The sequence below is a fragment of the Streptantibioticus silvisoli genome, assembly GCF_027947535.2.
GTDB classification, from domain to species: Bacteria; Actinomycetota; Actinomycetes; order Streptomycetales; family Streptomycetaceae; genus Streptantibioticus_C; species Streptantibioticus_C silvisoli.
In genome coordinates this window covers 83,563-102,078 of the sequence record NZ_JAAGKO020000030.1, presented here as the reverse complement: position 1 = coordinate 102,078, position 18,516 = coordinate 83,563, and the positions used below count along the sequence as shown (strand labels likewise).

Annotated in this window: 17 protein-coding genes; 8 read left to right on the top strand and 9 right to left on the bottom strand. The window is 72.5% G+C overall.

Translation table 11 applies throughout. The features are described 5' to 3' along the window. Positions 1-324 precede the first annotated feature (324 nt). Positions 325-513 carry a hypothetical protein gene (locus tag POF43_RS20610; protein WP_271326100.1) on the top strand — a complete coding sequence of 63 codons (189 nt, stop codon included), beginning with the start codon at positions 325-327 and terminating at the stop codon, positions 511-513. 140 nt (positions 514-653) lie between these two features. After that, positions 654-812: a hypothetical protein gene (locus POF43_RS20605; protein WP_271318857.1), complete on the top strand. Its 159-nt coding sequence runs from the start codon at positions 654-656 to the stop codon at positions 810-812. A 479-nt stretch (positions 813-1,291) separates the two neighbouring features. Here the strand turns inward: POF43_RS20605 and POF43_RS20600 are convergent, their stop codons facing one another. Continuing rightward, positions 1,292-3,751 carry an outer membrane protein assembly factor BamB family protein gene (locus POF43_RS20600; RefSeq protein WP_271325408.1) on the bottom strand — a complete coding sequence of 820 codons (2,460 nt, stop codon included), beginning with the start codon at positions 3,749-3,751 and terminating at the stop codon, positions 1,292-1,294. An 836-nt stretch (positions 3,752-4,587) separates the two neighbouring features. Continuing rightward, positions 4,588-5,376, bottom strand: coding sequence for a VOC family protein (locus POF43_RS20595; RefSeq protein ID WP_271326077.1), 789 nt, complete (start codon positions 5,374-5,376; stop codon positions 4,588-4,590). A 453-nt stretch (positions 5,377-5,829) separates the two neighbouring features. Between POF43_RS20595 and POF43_RS20590 the strand changes: the two genes are divergently transcribed. Both POF43_RS20590 and POF43_RS20585 read left to right on the top strand, forming a co-directional pair. Further along, entirely contained in the window at positions 5,830-6,477 is a 648-nt protein-coding gene (locus POF43_RS20590) for a TetR family transcriptional regulator (protein WP_271317191.1), read from the top strand. A gap of 182 nt (positions 6,478-6,659) precedes the next feature. Beyond that, positions 6,660-6,914 carry a hypothetical protein gene (locus POF43_RS20585; RefSeq protein ID WP_271325192.1) on the top strand — a complete coding sequence of 85 codons (255 nt, stop codon included), beginning with the start codon at positions 6,660-6,662 and terminating at the stop codon, positions 6,912-6,914. Between the two features lie 111 nt (positions 6,915-7,025). Here POF43_RS20585 and POF43_RS20580 read toward each other — a convergent pair whose 3' ends face one another. From POF43_RS20580 to POF43_RS20570, 3 genes are all read right to left on the bottom strand, one after another. Next, positions 7,026-7,622 (bottom strand): GNAT family N-acetyltransferase, encoded by a 597-nt coding sequence (locus tag POF43_RS20580; RefSeq protein ID WP_271325195.1) that lies wholly within the window; start codon positions 7,620-7,622, stop codon positions 7,026-7,028. A 17-nt stretch (positions 7,623-7,639) separates the two neighbouring features. Beyond that, positions 7,640-8,146 carry an ATP-binding protein gene (locus POF43_RS20575; protein ID WP_271317193.1) on the bottom strand — a complete coding sequence of 169 codons (507 nt, stop codon included), beginning with the start codon at positions 8,144-8,146 and terminating at the stop codon, positions 7,640-7,642. Between the two features lie 428 nt (positions 8,147-8,574). Further along, positions 8,575-9,090, bottom strand: a complete 516-nt coding sequence (locus POF43_RS20570) for an O-acetyl-ADP-ribose deacetylase (RefSeq protein WP_271325193.1) — start codon at positions 9,088-9,090, stop codon at positions 8,575-8,577. Between the two features lie 79 nt (positions 9,091-9,169). Here POF43_RS20570 and POF43_RS20565 point away from each other — a divergent pair, with 79 nt between their 5' ends. Then, positions 9,170-9,871, top strand: coding sequence for a class I SAM-dependent methyltransferase (locus POF43_RS20565; RefSeq protein WP_271325194.1), 702 nt, complete (start codon positions 9,170-9,172; stop codon positions 9,869-9,871). A 609-nt stretch (positions 9,872-10,480) separates the two neighbouring features. Here POF43_RS20565 and mca read toward each other — a convergent pair. After that, positions 10,481-11,344, bottom strand: coding sequence for a mycothiol conjugate amidase Mca (mca, locus tag POF43_RS20560; protein WP_271322622.1), 864 nt, complete (start codon positions 11,342-11,344; stop codon positions 10,481-10,483). Positions 11,345-13,070: 1,726 nt separating this feature from the next. Between mca and POF43_RS20555 the strand changes: the two genes are divergently transcribed. Next, complete coding sequence (locus POF43_RS20555) at positions 13,071-13,703, top strand: TetR/AcrR family transcriptional regulator (RefSeq protein WP_271322621.1); 633 nt, start codon at positions 13,071-13,073, stop codon at positions 13,701-13,703. A 303-nt stretch (positions 13,704-14,006) separates the two neighbouring features. Here POF43_RS20555 and POF43_RS20550 read toward each other — a convergent pair whose 3' ends face one another. Next, positions 14,007-14,381, bottom strand: coding sequence for an STAS domain-containing protein (locus POF43_RS20550; protein WP_271313274.1), 375 nt, complete (start codon positions 14,379-14,381; stop codon positions 14,007-14,009). A gap of 406 nt (positions 14,382-14,787) precedes the next feature. Between POF43_RS20550 and POF43_RS20545 the strand changes: the two genes are divergently transcribed. Together POF43_RS20545 and POF43_RS20540 are read left to right on the top strand one after the other, a co-directional pair. Further along, on the top strand, positions 14,788-15,351 hold the full coding sequence (locus tag POF43_RS20545) for a sigma factor (protein WP_271313273.1): 564 nt from the start codon (positions 14,788-14,790) through the stop codon (positions 15,349-15,351). Next, positions 15,348-16,625, top strand: a complete 1,278-nt coding sequence (locus POF43_RS20540; protein ID WP_372516083.1) for a maleylpyruvate isomerase N-terminal domain-containing protein — start codon at positions 15,348-15,350, stop codon at positions 16,623-16,625. The genes POF43_RS20545 and POF43_RS20540 overlap by 4 nt, the downstream gene beginning before the upstream one ends. Before the next feature lie 400 nt (positions 16,626-17,025). Here the strand turns inward: POF43_RS20540 and purU are convergent, their stop codons facing one another. Both purU and POF43_RS20530 read right to left on the bottom strand, forming a co-directional pair. After that, positions 17,026-17,910 (bottom strand): formyltetrahydrofolate deformylase, encoded by an 885-nt coding sequence (purU, locus tag POF43_RS20535; RefSeq protein WP_271313271.1) that lies wholly within the window; start codon positions 17,908-17,910, stop codon positions 17,026-17,028. A gap of 85 nt (positions 17,911-17,995) precedes the next feature. Next, entirely contained in the window at positions 17,996-18,496 is a 501-nt protein-coding gene (locus POF43_RS20530) for an SCO4402 family protein (protein ID WP_271313270.1), read from the bottom strand. Positions 18,497-18,516 lie beyond the last annotated feature (20 nt).

Genomic DNA, 18,516 nt, shown 5'->3' with positions numbered 1-18,516 from the left:
GAAGGTCGGCGAAGGTCGGCGAAGGTCGGCGAAGGTCGGCGAAGGTCGGCGAAGGTCGGCGAAGGTCGGCGAAGGTCGGCGAAGGTCGGCGAAGGTCGGCGAAGGTCGGCGAAGGTCGGCGAAGGTCAACTCCCTTGCGCTGCTGTGGAGTTCGGGGTACGTGAGACAGGTGTGACGCGGGCTCCGGCGGGGTATACGCGGGCGTTTATCGATTGGTTATCGGGCGCTGTCAGAATTCCATCACTCGCACAACCGCCCGCCCGGCGATGTACGGGGGTCGTCACCGGGCGGGCTCCGGCCCCCACAGGCACCAGGGGAGAACTCATGACGACCGAGATCAAGCAGGCCGAAGAGACCGCCACCGCCGAGACCGCGACGGTGACCGAGCCCGAGACCACCGAGCAGCCGACCGAGAGCGAGGCCGCCGGCACCGAGACGGCCACCGGCACCGGCACCGGCACGAAGGTCGGTAGCGGCAACCGGCCGCAGCCCAATAACTGGACCAAGCCCTGACTCCGTCGGGTCGTACGGGGCGATCGCCGCGCGGAGGGGACGCGGCGGCCGACCCGTACGGCACCGGCGGTCACCTCACCGGTCGCACCCGACACCGGGGCGCCGCACCACACACCGCACACAGAACGGAACCGGCCGCCATGCGCCTGGCCCAGCGGATCGCCCTGATCGCGATCGGTCTCGCCGCCACCGCGGTCGTACTGGCCCTGCCGGCCGCCCGGGCCGCGACGCACGTCGTCCGCACGGCCGTCACGGCGGACGGCACGGCGCCTCAGCCGGACAACTGGGGCAAGCCCTGAGACGTCGGGTCGCACCGCTGACCCGACCGCCGGCCCGGGGGGACCGGCAGGCTGTGGACCGCGCGGGGGGGCGCGGACGACCGCGCGGGGGGCGCGGGGGCGCTGGGGGGCGCCCGCCACAGCCGGGGGAAAACGCCTGGACGGCTCCTACGAGCCGTCCAGGTCCGCCGGGTCGCTCACCGCGCCGCAGTCGAGCTTCGTCAGGCGGCGAAGCCGCACGGCGCGGTGAGCGACTGCCCGGCCCGCCCGACCTCGCCCATCCGGCCCGGCCCAACTGACCCTGCCCGCCCGGCTTGGCCCAACTGCCCCTAACCGCCCGGCTTGGCGCAGCTGACTCTGCCCAACCGCCCTCGCCCGCCTGCCCTTGCCCGCGTCGATGGCGCGCCTGCCCCGGGCACGGCCGAGCCGCGCGACCACGAGCAGGCCGCAGCCACCCTCGCGCAGCCGGATCGGCCGGGCTCCGTCGGATCGGCCGGGGCTCAGGGGCGGCGCTGGGCGGAACCGGTGCCCTTGGCGGCGTCGAGCGCGTAGACGCAGCGGTCCTTGCTGCACGCGAAAACCATGCCGTCCTGCACCACGGGTGTGCCGGTGATCGCGCCGCCGGTCTCCAGCTTCCAGCGCAACTGGCCGTTGGCGGCGTCGACCGTGTACAGGCAGTGGTCCTTCGACCCGAAGTGCAGCCGTCCGCCGGCCGCGACCGGCGCCCCGACCACGTCACCCGTGGTCGCGAACCGCCAGCGCGGTATACCTGCCGCCGCGTCCAGCGTGTAGAGCGCGTGTCCGCTGCCGAGGTGCACCAGCCCGTCGTTGACCAGCAACGGTTCGACGCTCTGCCGCGCCTCGGTGGCCACCCGCCAGCGCTCGACCCCGGCATGCGCGGACAACGCGTACACCGTGCCGAGGTAGTCGACGACGTAGACCCCGCCGGCCATCACCGTCGGCGGCGAGAAGAACACCGCCGGCGCGTCGAACCGCCACCGCTCCGTGCCGTCCGCCGCGTCCAGCGCCAGCACCCGGCTGCCAACGGTCAGGTGGACCACGCCGTCGACCACCGCCGGCGGCACCGGAACCCCGCCGGTCACCTCGGCGTCGCCCAGCGCGTGCCACCAGCGTTCCTCGCCGGTGCGGGCGTCCAGCGCGTACAGCCGCCCGCCGCCACGGAAGTAGACGGTCCCGTCGATCAGCGCCGGCCCCGCCTCCGCCGACTCGAAGTCCGTCTGCGCCCCGAACCGCTCCCACGCCTTGCCGGCCAGCGTGCCCCGCGAGACGTCGTACCCCTCCACCCCGCCGCCGCGTACCCCGGCGACCAGCATCCCGTCCGCGGCACGCATCGAGTACACCCAGCCGCCCGGCGTGATGCTGCCGCGCGGGCCCCCGTCGAGCGCGTCGAACGCGAACATCCGGTTGCCGTCGGAGGCATGGATGACCCCGTCGTCCAGCGCCATCGTCCAGGCAACCTCACTGGTCTTGAACTGCCGCTGACCGGTGGCCACATCGAGCGCGTGCACCTCGAACGACGTCACGTACAGCCGGTTCCCGGCGACGACCGGCGTGCCCCAGACGTCGTTGGACATCCGGAACCGCCAGGGCCGCCACCACTCGTCCGCCATCGCGCCGTGCGCCGCCGCGTGCTGCGGCCCGGCCGGCCCGGTCTGCTGCGCCGACTCCGCCTGCTGCGGCCCGGCCTGCTGGGGTCCCGCCTGCTGGGGTCCCGCCTGCTGGGGTCCCGCCTGCTGGGGGCGCGGCAACGGTGCCGGGTAGGGGGCGGTGGGCTGCGACACCGGCGCGGCCGAGACCGGCGCCGCCGACATCGGCGCCGACCCCTGCGACCACGCCAGGCCGGCCGGCGGTGCGGTGGCCCCGGTCACCTCGCCGAACGCCGGCTCCTTCGGCTCCGCGACCAGCGGCCCCGGTCCTATCGGCACCGAGTTCGCCAACTGCACCGGCCCCTCCGGCATCGGCTCGGCGGGCGGCAGCGGTGGCCGCAACGGCATCGGCGGCACGGCCAGCGGCAACGGCTGCCCCACCGGCGCGGCGGACGGCCGGGAGGACCTGCCGTTGCGTTCGTCGATCATCGCCAGCGCGGCCGGCGGCAGCCACGCCGACGCGGTGCCGGTGTCGTCGCTGGAGGCGTACAGGTGTGGCGCGAGCTGGGCCTGCAACTCCGCCGGGGACGGCCGGTCCGCCGCCTCCTTGCGCATGCACGACTGGATCAGCGGCCGCAGTTCGTCCGGCAACCCCGCGAGGTTCGGTCCCTCGCGCAGCAGCATGAAGACGGTCTCGACCGGGTTGGCCCCGCGGAACGGCGCGTGCCCGGTCGCCGCGAACACCAGCGTCGACCCCAGCGAGAAGACGTCACTCGCCCCGGTGACGCTGCGCGAGTCCTTGGCCTGCTCCGGGGACATGTACGCGGGCGTGCCCACGGCGACGTTCGTCATCGTCAGCCGCGTGTTGGACACACCGCTGGCGATGCCGAAGTCGATGACCCGCGGTCCGTCCTCGACGACCAGCACGTTGGACGGCTTGAGGTCACGGTGGACCAGGCGGGCGCCGTGGATGGACTGGAGCGCCTCGGCGACCCCGGCCGCCAGCCACCGCACCGCCTGGGGCGGCAGCGGACCGGTCCGGGTGACGATCTCCTCCAGCGAGGGCGCCGGCACGTAGGCGGTCGCCAGCCACGGCACCGCGGCACGCGGGTCGGCGTCCACCACGGCGGCGGTGTAGAACCCGCTGACGGCGCGCGCCGCCTCGACCTCGCGGGTGAAGCGGACCCGGAACAACTGGTCCTCGGCCAGTTCCGCGCGGACCGTCTTGATGGCCACCCGCCGCCCGGACGCCGACCGAGCGAGATACACCAGACCCATCCCGCCGGCTCCGAGCCGTCCCAGGACCTCGAACGGGCCGATCCGCCTCGGGTCGTGCTGCGTCAGCTGATCCACTGCCCTGCCACCTCCCCGTCCCCCGAAATTGTTGCAGTCCCGACCCGCGAAACAGCGCTGTGGCGCCGGGATACGGCGCTCGATTCTCCCCGGCCCGCCCTCCACAGGCCAACGCGGGGCCGTTTTACCCCTTGCATCCCGCATGTCACCGTACGGAGGGTGATCTCCGCAAACCGTCCGTCACCTTTAACGCCTTGACGACACGCTCTCCGAGGACCCCGACCGGCCGCCGGACACCCCCTGAACAGCCCATCGCGACCCTTCGCGGCCTCCGGCGGTCGGCGGACCGCCCCGCGGAGCCGTCAACCGCCTTCTTTCGTGGCGGCGAACGGACGCCGGCGGCCCCTCGGAACCTCCGGAGGACAGGCGGGCTTCCAGCGGCACCGTTGACCACCGCGGGCACGCTCAGGGCGCCGGCCGAACCGGCGAGGCCGCCCCCGGAACCGTCGACCGCTCAGCGCCTCCGTCACGCCCCCAGCCCTCAGCCCCGACGGCACCCTTCAGCGACCCACCGCAGGCCACCGCGGCTCACCGCTGCCCACCGCGGCCCATCGCGCTCACCGCGGCCCATCGCGCTCACCGCCGCCCACCGCTGCCCACCGCCGCCCATCGCGGCCTCCGACGGACGGGGCCGGGCTCCTGGCGGGGCCGTTGACCACCCGAGGCACGCCGCCGGCACCTCCGGCGAACCGGCGGGTTCGCCCCGGAACCGTCGACCACTCACCACCGCGGTCGCGCCGACCGGTCGCCCCCTCAGCCACCCCTCAGCGGCCCACCCCGCCCCCGGCCCACCGCGCCCCAGGTCGCACGGCAACCCCGCGGCAGAACTGCTCCTCTCAGCCCTCGGCAGTCCGGGAGAGGTCGATGACGGTGAAGCGGGCGCCCTGGTTGTCGGTGACCTCTGCCAGCCGTCCGTACGGGCTGGTCCGCGGCGGGGTGCGGACCTTGCCACCCAGGCCGAGGACCTGGTCGGCGGCCTCGTCGCAGTCCTCGACCCCGAGCAGCACGGTGAAGTGCGCGGGCAGCGCGGCCGGCGCCTGCGGGTCCATCCGCAGGCGACCGCCCGCGTAGGCGCCGTCCGGCCCGTCGGGCAGGGTCCAGACCTCGTAGTCGAAGGCGCCGCCGGCCCGGCCTATCTGCTCGGTGCGATAGCCGAAGACGGCTCGGTAGAAGGGGTCGGCGGTCTCGGGGTCGCGGGTGGTGAGCTCGGTCCAGCAGAAGGAACCGGGGCTGTCCTTCAGGCTGAAGCCGGGGCGCCGGGCACCCTCCCACACGCCGAAGACGCCGCCGACAGGGTCCGCGGCCATGACCATCGTGCCGAAGGGGCCGACCTGCTCGGGGCCGGCGAAGACCTGGCCGCCCGCCTCGTGGATCGCCCGGGCAGTGGCGCGGGCGTCCGGGGAGGCGAAGTAGACGTTCCAGACCGTGGGCATGCGGCCGTCGGGCTTGGCGACCAGGGCACCGACCGCCTTGTCATCGCGGTAGGTCAGGGTGTAGCGGTGGCGGTCCGGGTCGGGCTTGCCGAAGGTCCAGCCCAGCAGCGGGCCGTAGAACCGCTTGCCGGCCTCCAGGTCCGGGAGCATCACGTCCGCCCAGCACGGCGCTCCCGCAGCGAATTCCACCATGACCCCGTCCCCTTCCCTCACCCCGGCCGGCCCACCCCGGCCCGGGCTCCGCCCAACCGTGAACCGGCTCGGCCGACTATGACGACATCCAGGACGAACGCCGCATTAGCCACGGTAGCCCTCTGTCACCACCCCCGCTCGACCCCTGTGGATAACTTCGAGTTATCCACAGCTTCGGAGCGCGCAGGCGAATATTTCGGGCCACGAACCCCGCCTCGCCGGAGCGGCCGAAAATCTCGGTAGACAGATCCGATGATCTGCACATATCCGGCGGATAGCCGACCGGCCAGCCGGTAGGTCTGACGGACACACAGCGTCGTCAAGGGACCGACGGAGCGTCGGGAGGCTCTACGAAACGCCGCTCTGACCTGGGCATTTATCGAGGGTGCTGGCGCATCTCCCATTTGCGGGCCGCCGAATCGCGCCCTGATCACCCGAAGGTAAACTGACGGCATGACAGGACAAGTTCGCACCGTTGACGGCCGGGTCGCCGGGCGCCGCGGGCAGGCGACGCGGCAGAAGCTGCTCGAATGCCTCAGCGAGATGCTCAGCACCTCGCCGTACCGGGACGTCAAGGTCATCGACGTCGCCCGGATGGCGGGCACCTCACCCGCAACGTTCTATCAATACTTCCCCGACGTGGAGGGCGCCGTCCTCGAGCTCGCGGAGGACACGGCCAAGGAAGGCACGGGCCTGAGCGGTCTGGTAGCCGACCGTAACTGGACCGGCAGATCGGCCTGGGCCGCGGCCGAGGAACTGGTCGACGGCTTCCTCGCCTTCTGGCGCAAGAACGACGCCATCCTGCGGGTCATCGACCTGGGCGCCGCGGAAGGGGACAAGCGGTTCTACAAGATCCGCATGAAGATCCTCAACGCGGTGACCGGTTCGCTGTCCGACTCCATCAAGGAGTTGCAGGACAAGGGCCGCGTCGACAAGACGGTCAGTCCGGCAGCGGTGGCCGGCGCCCTGGTGGAGATGCTGGCCGCGGTGGCCGTCCACCAGAAGGGCTTCCAGTCCTGGGGCGTCAAGCAGGCCGACCTCAAGCCGAACCTGGCGTTGCTGGTGCACCTCGGCGTGACCGGGAAGAAGCCGACCCGGTAGCCGGTCCGGCCCCGGCGTCCGTGCGGGGGCCGACGAGCCGCATCGCCAGTCCTGCCACGCGATCGACGCGGGCGTTCCGCCGGTCCTCGGGAGAGGGCCGCCGTCCGGGACGCCCGCGTTCGCGTATCCCGTTCGCGCATCCCGGCGGACGGCGGGCCGGGGCGTGCGGGCATCATCGAGGGATGCGCAGCGACTCCCCGAACGGCCGGATCACGAACCTGGTCTCCCCGAACGAGCACAGCTCCTGGCTTCTCCTGCGAACCCACGTGGTCGGATGGCTCGTTTTGTGCGCGTTGTGGATCAGCTGGCAGTTCTGGGGGGACGGCTCGACGCTGCGGCGACTGCTGATGGCGGCGCTCGCGCTGGTGTCCCTCGTCCAGGCGCTCAACGCGTACGGGCTGATGCGGCGCAAGCGGGACCACGCGTCGCGATCCTGACCCGGACAGCCCCCTGGGGTCATGGCCCGACCACGGCACGGCGTACGTCGGTGTCGTAGGCGAAGGCGAACCAGGAGAAGCCTGGCCTCGACCACCGCGCGGCGTACGGGCTCACCCGAGGCCGTCGTCGGACCGTACGGCGACGGACGGGCTCTCATCCGCGTCCCCGGCCCGCGCCTCATCGCGGTCCGCGACGCGACCGTGTACGTGCAGCGCACGGAATCCGCCGGCCGGGTCGATCATCGCACCGCGCAGCGTGCCCTCCAGGGCGTAGCCGCAGGCTTGCGCCACGGCGCACGACGCCTGGTGGCCGACCGCGTGCCGCAGTTCCAGACGGTGCAGGCGCAGCTCGCCGAGGGCCCAGCTGCCTGCCCGTTCCAGTGCTCTGATGGCGATGCCGCGCCCGCGGGCCTCGGGGAGCGTCCAGTAGCTGACCCGGGCGGAGTGCTCGAACCAGTCGATGAGGTTGAGCGCGACGCTTCCCACCACCACGCCGTCCTCGGTGACGGCGAACGACGCCGTGTCGCCGCGCCGCCAGCCGAGCGCCCGGCCGCGTATGACGTCGACGGCGTCCCGTTCGTCGGCGACCGTGACCCGCGGGGTGCTCCAGCGGCGGAACTCCGGATCGGTGAAGCCACGCAGCAGCCGCGGCGCGTCCTCCTCCCGCCAGGGGCGCAGCAGCAGGCCGTCCGCGGAGATCTCCACCATGCTCAGCACCCGCTCATTCAACACCGGCGCCGGTGGGCCGCCGGAGCGTCAGCTGCGGTCGGGCAACGGGACTCGCGGCGCGCGACGAAGCCCCAACCGCTCATCGTGGCGACGGCGTTGGTGACCCGGTCCACTTCGCACCAGATGCGTTTGCCGCTGCCCTCGCGGCTCCAGCCCCAGCGATCGGCCAGCCCCTCGACCAGTTCCAGGCCGCGGCCGCCGGTGTCGTCGCCCCCGGCGTGCCGGGGCGCGGGCGGTTGGCTGCTGGCGTCGGCGACCTCGACGCGGACCGTGTCGGCGCCCGGGACCACCTGGCCGGGCGCCAGCATGCGTAGCACCGCGGGACAGCCGGTGTGCACGACGGCGTTGGTGACTAGTTCGGAGATGAGCAGCATCAGCGTCTCGGCCAGCGGCTCATCGGCTTTTATGCCTGAGCCGAGCAGCCGGGCGCGGGCCCATCGCCTGGCGCGGCCCACCTCGGCCGGCTCGGGTCCCACTGTCAACTGCACTTGAAGCACCTGCACCGCTCACACCATCCGAACTCGCGGACACGTCGCCTCGCGCCTGCCCGCCGTCACCGAACGTGACGACAGTGCGCTCCAGCATGATTGACGTTCCGTCACCACCACAAGGGCTTCCGGGGGTATACCTGCGGATGACGGCCGCCGTATCGCATACTGCCCCGTGCGCACTTTCGGCACACGTTCGATGGCAATACGTGATCTTTCGCGCGTGCGCCCACCATGCGAACGCTGCGCATGCCGCGAATCATCGCATCGACCGCCCCGCGGGCCCCGCCAGTTCGCCGCGCCGCCGAACCACGCGCACGCGGCGGAACACACCCGCGCATCGTCACGACTCCACTGCGTAACCGCTCGATAGCCGGACGCAATCCGCCATCAACGCACAGTGACCACTTTCGCTTCGGACATAACACCTGGAATGTGTGCGTCTAGCCGACGCCGAGTGTCGTCTCGAACGCGTGGTGGGCGGTTGTGCCGAAGAGCACGAAGGAGACCTCCTCCACGGACGTGCTCGCCGCTCGGACCGTGCTGATCGCGATCCGCGCCCCGTCGTCCATCGGCCAGCCGTAGACCCCAGTGGACACCGCCGGGAACGACACCGACCGCGCCCCCACCTCGTCGGCCACCCGCAGCGACTCGCGGTAGCAGCTCGCCAGCACCGCCGAACGGTCCTCGCCCGCCGCCCACACCGGCCCCACGGTGTGGATCACCCAGCGCGCCGGCAACCGCCCCGCGGTGGTGGCCACCGCACTGCCCGCCGCCAGCCCCCGCCCGTAGGAGGAGGCACGCAACGCGCGGCACTCCGCCAGGATCTCCGGGCCGCCCGCCCGATGGATCGCGCCGTCGACCCCGCCACCACCGAGCAGCGAGGAGTTCGCCGCGTTGACGATCGCGTCCGCCGGATGCCGCGTGATGTCTCCGAGTACCAGAACGATCCGTGTCATACGTCCATCCTCCCGCCGCGCGGCACCGGCCCCGGGTTATTCCCGGGCACGAAAGCGGTCCGGACAGCATCATCGAACGATGACCGAGACATGGATGATCGACGAGCCGGCCCACGCCGGCCCCGAACACCTCGACCCCGCATTCGTCGCCGGCTTCGACCGCAAACAGGGCCGGCCCGATCCCGCCGAGGACCTCGCCGAACTGCGCGCCCACGGCGTCGGCCCGCACTCCACCGTGGTCGATCTCGGCGCCGGCACCGGCCAGTTCGCCCTCGCCGCCGCCCGCGAGTTCGACCGTGTGGTGGCGGTGGACGTCTCCCCCGCCATGCTGGAATTCCTACGCGCCCGCGCCGCCGAAACCGGGGTGACCGGCCGGCTGGAGTGCGTGCGCGGCGGCTTCCTCGGCTACGAACACACCGGCCCACCCGCCGACGCCGTGCACTCCCGGCACGCCCTGCACCAACTCCCCGACTTCTGGAAGGCACTGGCCCTCGAACGCATCGCGCGACTGCTACGGCCGGGCGGGGTGCTGCGTCTGCGCGACCTCGTCTACGACTTCGAACCCGGCCAGGCCGAAGCCGTGATGGAACGCTGGTTCGCCGGCGCGGCGACCGACCCCGCCCGCGGCTACACCCGCCACGACCTGGCCGAACACGTCCGCACCGAATTCAGCACCTTCCGCTGGCTGCTCGAACCAATGCTTTCCGCCGCCGGTTTCGACATCGCCCGCGTCGATTACGCCAACGGGGTGTACGGGGCGTATACGTGCGTCAGGCGGTGAGGGGAGGAGGGACGGGGTGGCGGGACGTGCGGGGCGGGCCGGGGCGGGGCGGACCTAGCGCGGGGCGGCGCTGGATGCGGCGCGGGGGTGAGGCTGCCGCGGGGCAGGACGGGGTGGGGCGGGCGCGTCGACCGGCGCCGGACGCCGGGTCGGCCTGTGCCGGACGCCGGGTCGGCCTGTGCCGGACGCCGGGTCGGCCTGTGCCGGACGCCGGCCGGGGTGAAGGCGTGACCGCGGGGCTTCGGGGAGGGGCAACCGGTGAGCTGCCGTTCCGGGCAAGGAATGGCCGGTGAGCTGGGCGCCGTCGGCTGACGACCTGGGGCCGGAGGTCCACTGACAGCTTGGGGCCGGAGGTCCACCGACGGCTTGGGGCCGGAGGTCGACCGACGGCTTGGGGCCGGAGGTCCACCCGACAGCTTGGGGTCGGAGGTCCACCGACGGCTTGGGGCAACGTCGGACGGCGCCCCGGGATGGAGCCCCACCGGTGATTGGGAACCGGAGACCCACCAACAGGCTCGGCAACGTCAGCCACCGCCCCCGCCCCTGGCGCCCGCACCGGAGTCCCACCCCTGACCCCGGACCGGAGATCCGCTGGCGGCCTCGGCGGCGTCAGCCGGTGACCGGGACGCCGGCGAACAGGTCGGTCTCGGGCAGCGTGCCGCCGGCGCTGCCTCGGGCGAGTACGTAGTCCTCCGTCGGCCACACCTCCCGTTCCAGGTCGCGCGGATGGGCGAAGAAGGGGTGGCCGGGATCGGCCTGGGTGGCGTGTGCGCGCAGGGCGGCGTCCCGTGCGGAGAAGTACTCGGAGCACGCCACCCGTGTCGTGACCTCGAACTCCGGCGCCCAGTCCGGCCAGTTGTCCAGCATCTCCCCGAGCGCCGACGGAATTTCCCGGTCGGTCATCGCCCGGTGCAGGGCGGTGAACCATTCCCGGGAGAGAGCGGCCAGGTAGTACAGCTTCGCCGGCTGCCACGCCTGCGCCGCCGCGCCCTCGAAGGCGGCCAGCGCGACCCGGTGCGTCTGCACGTGGTCGGGGTGCGGGTAGCCACCGGTGGGGTCGTAGGTGACGACGACGTGGGGGCGGAACTCCTGTATGACGGTCTGGAGCCGCTCCGCCGCCTCGTCGACGGGCTGGAGGGCGAAACACCCCTCCGGCAGCGGTTCGCCCTCCCCCGGCAGTCCGGAGTCGGTGTAGCCCAGGAACTGCTGGCGTACGCCGAGCACCGCGGCGGCCGCCGCCATCTCCCGGCGCCGCACCGCCGGCAGGTCGGCACGGATCTCCGGCCGGTCGAGCGCGGCGTTCAGCACGTCGCCGCGTTCGCCGCCGGTGCAGGTGACGACCAGCACCTCGACGCCCTGGGCCGCGTAACGGGCCAGCGTGGCGGCGCCCTTGCTCGACTCGTCGTCGGGGTGGGCGTGCACCGCCATCAGCCGCATCGGTGACCGCACCGACCGGAAGGTCTGCTCGCTCATCGTCCGGGTCCTTTCGCGCGGGTCGTCCCCGCGAGGTAGAAGTAGGCCGGCGCGAAGGCCGGCGCGGACAGGCCCGGCGCCCGCCGGAACGCGTCACCGGAAGCGTTCGCCGGTGCCGTGGGCGCGGCGAACCCGCGTTAAAGCACCACCGCCGGCACCTCGGTACCCTGCGAACCACTTAACCGGTTCAGTACGTTGACGGTACCGGTGACCTGGGGCGCTTCGGGGCGGCAGACCGAGGCGTGGACCGCCGGCCTCCCCGGCACCGCCGACTTCCCGGCGCCATCGCGAGCCCGCGTCCGGCACCGCGCACCACCGGCGCGCAGGCCGGCACTCACGCCACCGGACTGTGACCGTGCCTCAGCGGGACGAAGGGGAACGTGCCCCCCAGCGCGAGCGCCAAGCCCCCAACTTGTGCGGGCGCGGGCCCAAGCGGTCGCCGACGCGGCCGGTGAGCAGTAAGACCGCGGCCGTGACATATGTCCCGGCTCCCGTCCCGACGGGTCCATCGCTTCCAACGGGTCCGCAGCGCCGCCGCGATGGTCGCCGAGCTGATGCCAACGCCCCAGACGGTCGGCGAAACCGCACCGGCGGAACCCCGCAGGTCGATCGGCGGCGCCCCGCCCGTCCGCGCATCGCGCACCGGTCGTAGCGGGCCAGCAGCACCGTGCCCGTGGTCAACACGAACCGATTCCGCGCCGCATCCGTGCGACCAGACCGCCAGACCGCACCACCCGCCAGCCCGCCAGCCCGCGACAACAGCAGGAGCAGCCCGCACCGTCCAGCCGCGCGGCCGACGAACGCCGGGCGGGGCGGGCGGAGCGTGCGGGGAAGCACCCGGGCGGCGAGCAGCAGCGTGATGATGCTGACCCCCACATTGGCTTAGAGCGCCCAGCGCCAACCGAGGTGCCAGTCGATCAGGCCGCCGAAGACCGAGTCGGGGACTGAGCGAGGGCCGAGGACCGGGAGCGGGGACAGGGCTATCGGCCCGGCGCTCACGCCGACCACCCCGCCGAGGCGCCCCGCTCCAGCGCCCCAGGTCAGCATGGACCGACCGACCGGCAGAATCTCGCCGTCGACCAATCTCCGCAGACCCCGGAAGGAGATCAGCAAGGAGATCAGCGCGGAGAGCGACCGGGCCGACCCACCCAACACGGTTCCGGCGCACAAGGCGAACCCGGCGGTGAACAAGGCTGCCGGGACGCCTTCGCACCGCCCGCCCGCCGAACCGCCAGCGCGCCCAGCCGGTGAGCGGCCTGACCAGTGTGACGACGAGCAGGCAGCCGGTGACAGCCCACCGCAGGATGGCCGGTGGAATGCCCGGCCCGGCGGCGACCGAGTGCGGGCCCACACTGACGATCGTGGCGCCAAGCAGGGCGAGGATCGGGCCAAGCAGGAGGACCAGGCCGAGCCTGAGGAGGGGCGCCGGTCGCCGTAGCGCCGGCAGGGCGAGCCGCGGTGGCCCGGTTCCGGGCGGCCGCGCCGTCGGCTGATCGCCCAAGGGGACCTGACCACCGGCGCGAGCGCCCCCGCCACGACCTGGCGGGAGTGGCAACTCGGGCAACGGCATGCCGCAGGCCCCGGCGAGGGTCGGGCCGGCGGTTCGGCGGAGGGATCGGCGCTGGGATACTCGGTTGGTTTGCATGGACCTAAATTTAGGTCGAACTAAGTTAATCGTCAAGAGAATTTTTAGGTCCGACCAATATTTTTGGGGTAGAGTGAGGACATGACCCAACTCCGCGAGCGCAAGAAGCAGCAGACCCGTCAGACGATCTCCCACGTCGCCACCGGGCTGTTCATCGAGCACGGCTTCGAGCGGACGACGATCGCCGACATCGCGGAGGCGGCCGGGGTCTCGAAGATGACCGTCACCAACTACTTCCCGCGCAAGGAGGACCTCTTCTTCGACGCCGCCGACATGGTCGTGCGCTGGCCGGCCCGGACGGTCGCCGAGCGGGAGATCGGGGAGTCCGCGCTCGCGGCGATACGCCGGGCCTACCTCGCGGCCACCGAGCGGCAGGACCCGCTGCTCGGGCGGTTCGCCCCCGGCTTCGCCCGTCTGATAGCCGACAGCCCGGCGCTGCGGTCCCGGCTCCGGGAGGTCTACGACCAGCAGGAACAGGCCCTCGCCGCCGCGCTCACCGAGGCGGTCGGCCCGGGCGGCGGCCTGCTGGAGCCACGGCTGGCGGCAGCCCAACTGGCTGCCACCTTGAGGGTGTTGATGGAGGAGGCACGCCACAGGACACTGGCCGACGAGCGCGACGACGACGCCTTCTTCAGCGGACTCGCCGCCTTGGCGGGCCAGGCGTTCACCCTGCTGGAGCCGGCGCTGGGAGACTATGCGGTGCGGTCCGCCTGACGGAGCGCCCCGGACGTCGACCACCGCAGCGCCAGCCCGGCTCACACCGCCCCGGCCTCCAGTGGACCGACGCTGCCAGCCGGACGTAGGCCGCTACCCGTCGACCGGACATGGGCCAGCACCGTCAGCCGGACGTTGGCCGGCGCAATCGACCGGACGCGGACCGGCGTGACCGGCGTGACCGGCCGAGCGGAGGCCGGCACGCCGTCAGGACGTCAGCCGTCTCCTCGCGCCGACAGGGCTCCAGCACACCGACCGAGTTCCCTCACGCCGACCGGGCTCCCTCAGGCCGACCGGATTCCCTCACGCCGACAGTGGTGAGGCCGACTCGTCCGCGGCGGTGAGCAGGTCGGGGTAGACGTCGAAGAGGCGGCGCAGGCCGAGCGCGGCGAGGACGCGGTTGACGTGGGAACCGTCGGGGGCGCCCTGGGCGGGCAGGACCAGGCGCAGGCGCCCGGCGCAGGAGCGCATGAGGCGGCGGGTGGCGACGAGGACGCCGATGCCGCTGGAGTCGCAGAACCTGACCTCGGACAGGTCGAGGACCAGGGCGCGGCGGCCGTCGGCGACGACCGCGTGCACGTGTTCACGGACTGTCGGGGAGGTCACCAGGTCGAGTTCACCGCTCACCAGCAGAGCCGTCCAGCCGTCCCGTTCCTCCAACGTCACGCTCAAAGTCACTGTCGTGTCGCCCCGTCTCTCGCCTCGCGATGCCGCGAGCGCCGGAGGACGCGGCCAGGGGGCCGCTTCCTCCACGTCGGCATCGCACCGTCTCGTTCCCCGCATCGTCTCGTATCGCGGGGCGACCGCGCGCGGGCCCTCCGCTCACGGCCGTCCGTGCCCGGCCGGTGGCGGGGCGGCCACGGCGGACCGCGACGACACGTACTGCCGAGCCGGAAGGCGATCCCTTCCCCGTTTGACGGTGGTCATACCCGCTCAACAGCTTGCCAGGAATGTTCACGGTGGGTGAGGAAACGCCGTCGTTTGGTAGTCCGTTCCCGTAAAGCGCCGTACGGTGCCCGGTACGGCCGTTACATTCGAGAGAGATCGGACCGCCGACGCCGGGCCGGCCGGAAGGGGAGGGCCGATGGCGACACCCGCACCGCCGCGCTGGGACCGCGCGATGCAGCAGCGGCTCGCACGGGGCGAGGAGGCGGCGCTCGGTGAGCTGTACGACCGGTTCGGTCCGCTGGTCTACGGCCTGGCCCTGCGGATACTGGACGACGAGGACGCGGCGGACCGGGTGACGCGCGAGGTCTTCGGCCACATCTGGGAGAACCCGGACGCGTACGACCCGAGGGATGGCAACATGCGATCGTGGATCGCGACGCTCACCCAACGGCAGTCGGTCAGCCGGCTGCGCGCCTTCGAGGCGGAGCGGGTGAGATCCGGCGGACAGCGGGCGGGTGAGCCGTTCGAGGCCAGGGTCAGGGAGGCGAACACCGCGGCTCGTGCCGACTTCATCCGGGACTCGATGCCCGCCTCGATCCGCGCGGCGCTCAATCTCGCGTACATACAGCGGCGCGACTACCGGCAGGCCGCGCTGGAGTTGGGGCTGAGCGAGGTGGAGGCGCGACGTCGGATGCGGCTGGGGTTGCAGATGCTGGCGACCGCGATGCAGCACCCCGGCGCGAACGGGGGTGCCCGGTGAACGGGCCGGGCGGGCCGCAGGAGCCGATCGGCGGCGGCCCGGACGACAGCCGCTGGGAAAACGGCGGTTGGGACGGCGGCGGTACTCCGCCGCACGGTGTGCCGTTGCCGAGGGTGCCGTTGCCGCGGGGCGCGGCGGACGACGGGCCGCCGATACCGGTGATGCCGCCGGCCGCGCCGCCCGCGCTGGACCACTCGACGCTGCGGTCGCTGCTGGGCGCGTGGGCGCTGTCGGCGTGCGCGGCGGACGAGAACACGGCCGTCGAGGAGCATCTGGGCCGTTGTGTGGCCTGCGCGGACGAGGCGCGGCGGCTGCGCGACGCGGTGCGGCTGTTGCGGAACGAGGACCAGTTGGACCTGGACCCGACGCTGCGCCACCGGGTGCTGGCGGGCTGCCTGGGCCGGCGTCCGGCCCGGGTCCCGGTGCCGAGCTGGGCCGTGGCGTACGACGCGGAGGCGGCGCGGCTGGACGCCCTGCTGGCCGACCTGGGTCCGGACGACTGGCGGCAGGAGGTCGTCCTGCGGTGGCACCAGGGCCGGCAGGTGGCGGATGTCGCGAGTGTCATCGGGCATCTGACGGCGGTGGACGGGCTGGTGGCGGCGGCGTTGGACCTGGAGGAGCCGCTGGGTCCGGGGCCGGACGTCTCGCGCGAGCCCCGGGCGCGTACCGAGACGTACTGGAAGCGGTTCGGGGAGCTGCCGCCCGGTCGGGTGCGCGAAACGTGGCGGGACCAGGGCCGTTCGCTGGTGCGGACGGTGGCGTTCGCGGGCAACTCGGCGGGTGGGCTGGAGGTCGACTACGGCGGTCCGGTGCTGGCGTTGGAGGACGCGTTCCTGGACCGGGCGTTCGAGTGCTGGATACACGCCGACGACATCGCCGAGGCGGTCGGATATCCGTATGAGGCGCCCGCGCCCCGTCATCTGCACGGGATGATCGACCTGGCGGCGCGTCTGCTGCCGACCGCCATCGCCGGGCGGCGGCGGGCCGGTCTCGCGACCTCGCCGGGTGGGCTGACCGCCGCGGGCGAACCGGGACGTTCGCTCTACCTGGAGGTCGAGGGCGACGGCGGCGGGGAGTGGTACATCCCGCTGGACTCTCCCGCCGCCAAGGGCTGCAAGGAGCACAGCGTGGCGCACGTCGCGCTGGACGGCGTGGAGTTCTGCCAGCTCGCCGCGGGCCACCGTACGCCCGAGGAACTGGCGGCGGGTATCGAGGGCGACGCGGGCGCGGTCCACGACGTCCTGTCGGCGGCCGCGAGCATGTCACGCCTGTAGCCGCCGACGGAACGGGTGCCCTGGACGACGTCATCAGTACCGGCGCCGGTCTCGGCAGTACCCGGCTTCCGGGAAACCGCACGTGTACCGAACGATAACGGTGCCCGCCGGACGAAAACGGCACCAGTACCCGCCGATGACAACGCTCGCCCCCACGAAACCGCATCAGTACCCGCCGACTACGACGCGTGTCCCGATGAAAACCGCATCAATACCTGCCGATGACAGCACCCGCCGCCATGAAAACCGCACCAGTACCAGTACCGGTGACGACAGCGTCCGTCCGCTCCGGCCGCGGCAACGGGTGCGGGAGACCCGCCCGCGGTACGCATCGGCGGGAGGCCCGACCGCGGTACACCGTCGGCTGAAGCCCCCACCGCGGTACACGTCGGCGGGAGCCCTAGGAGAAGACGACCGTGCGGGTGCCGTTGATCAGTACGCGGTGTTCGCTGTGCCATTTGACGGCGCGGGCGAGGGCCTGGCATTCGACGTCGCGGCCGATGCCGACGAGCTGTTCGGGGGTGACGCCGTGGCTGACGCGTTCGACCTCCTGCTCGATGATCGGGCCCTCGTCGAGGTCGGCGGTGACGTAGTGCGCGGTGGCGCCGATGAGCTTGACGCCGCGGGCGTGCGCCTGGTGGTACGGCTTGGCGCCCTTGAAGCTCGGCAGGAAGGAGTGGTGGATGTTGATGATGCGGCCGGGCAGGCGCTTGCACAGGTCGTCGGAGATGACCTGCATGTAGCGGGCCAGTACGACCAGTTCGGTACCGGAGTCCTCCACCACCGCCAGCAACGCGGCCTCCGCCTCCGCCTTGGTGTCCCGCGTGACGGGCAGGTGGTGGAACGGGACGCCGTAGGAGCCGGACAGCTCCTCGAAGTCGCGGTGGTTGGAGACGACCGCGGCGATCTCCACCGGCAGGGCGTTGGTGGACGACCGGAAGAGCAGGTCGTTGAGGCAGTGGCCGAACTTGCTGACCATGATCAGCACGCGCATGCGCTGGTCGGCCGGGTGGATCTGCCAGTCCATGCGGAAGCTGTCGCCGATGGCCGTGAAGCTGGCCCGCAGCTTGTCGGCGCCCTCGGCGGCGTACCCGGTGGACTCCACCGAGAAGTGCACCCGCATGAAGAACAGCCCGGTGTCCTGGTCGCCGAACTGCTGACTGTCGACGATGTTGCATCCGGTCATGAACAGGTAGCTGGACACCGCGTGGACGATGCCCTGCTTGTCGGGGCAGGACAGCGTCAGGACGAACTGCGCATCGCTCACCGCACCAGCGTCGCACATTCGGGGCCCCGCGCCCGGTCACGTCCGGCCAGCGAGACCGGACGTGGCGCGGGCAGGGGTCGTCGCTCGCGGGGGCGCGGGTCGTTCAGCGGGACCGGGTGTAGATCGCCAGTACGTCCAGCGAACGCGGCGGCGCGTCGGGGTCGTCGCCGTCGTTGGTGGCGAGGACGAGGTGGGCGTCCCGGGCGGTGTGGACCGCCTCGGGCCAGCCGGGATGGCCGAAGTAGGTGAGGGCGGGGGCGTCGGCACCGACGTCGTGCAGGATGCGCAGCACCCGCAGCACGACGGCGTCCACCAGCGCGGCCTCCTGGGCGTCCCGGAATATCGTGCCGATGTACTTCTCGGCCGACCAGTTGTCCAGCCAGGTGTCCTCCACCAGCCGGTAGACGGCGTCGGTCACGTCGCCGTAGCCGGGGAGCCCGGCCAGCCAGCACTCCTGCTGGAAGACCGGGTCGCTGATCATGTGCAGCGCCGAGCGCACGTTGGTGCGCCAGCGCCACCAGGGCATGTCGTTGACGGGCATGGCATCCATCGTGGACGAGGCGGTACCCCGCCGGGAAGACTTCTCGGAACCTTGCACGACCATCGATCGTACGGTTCGCCGGT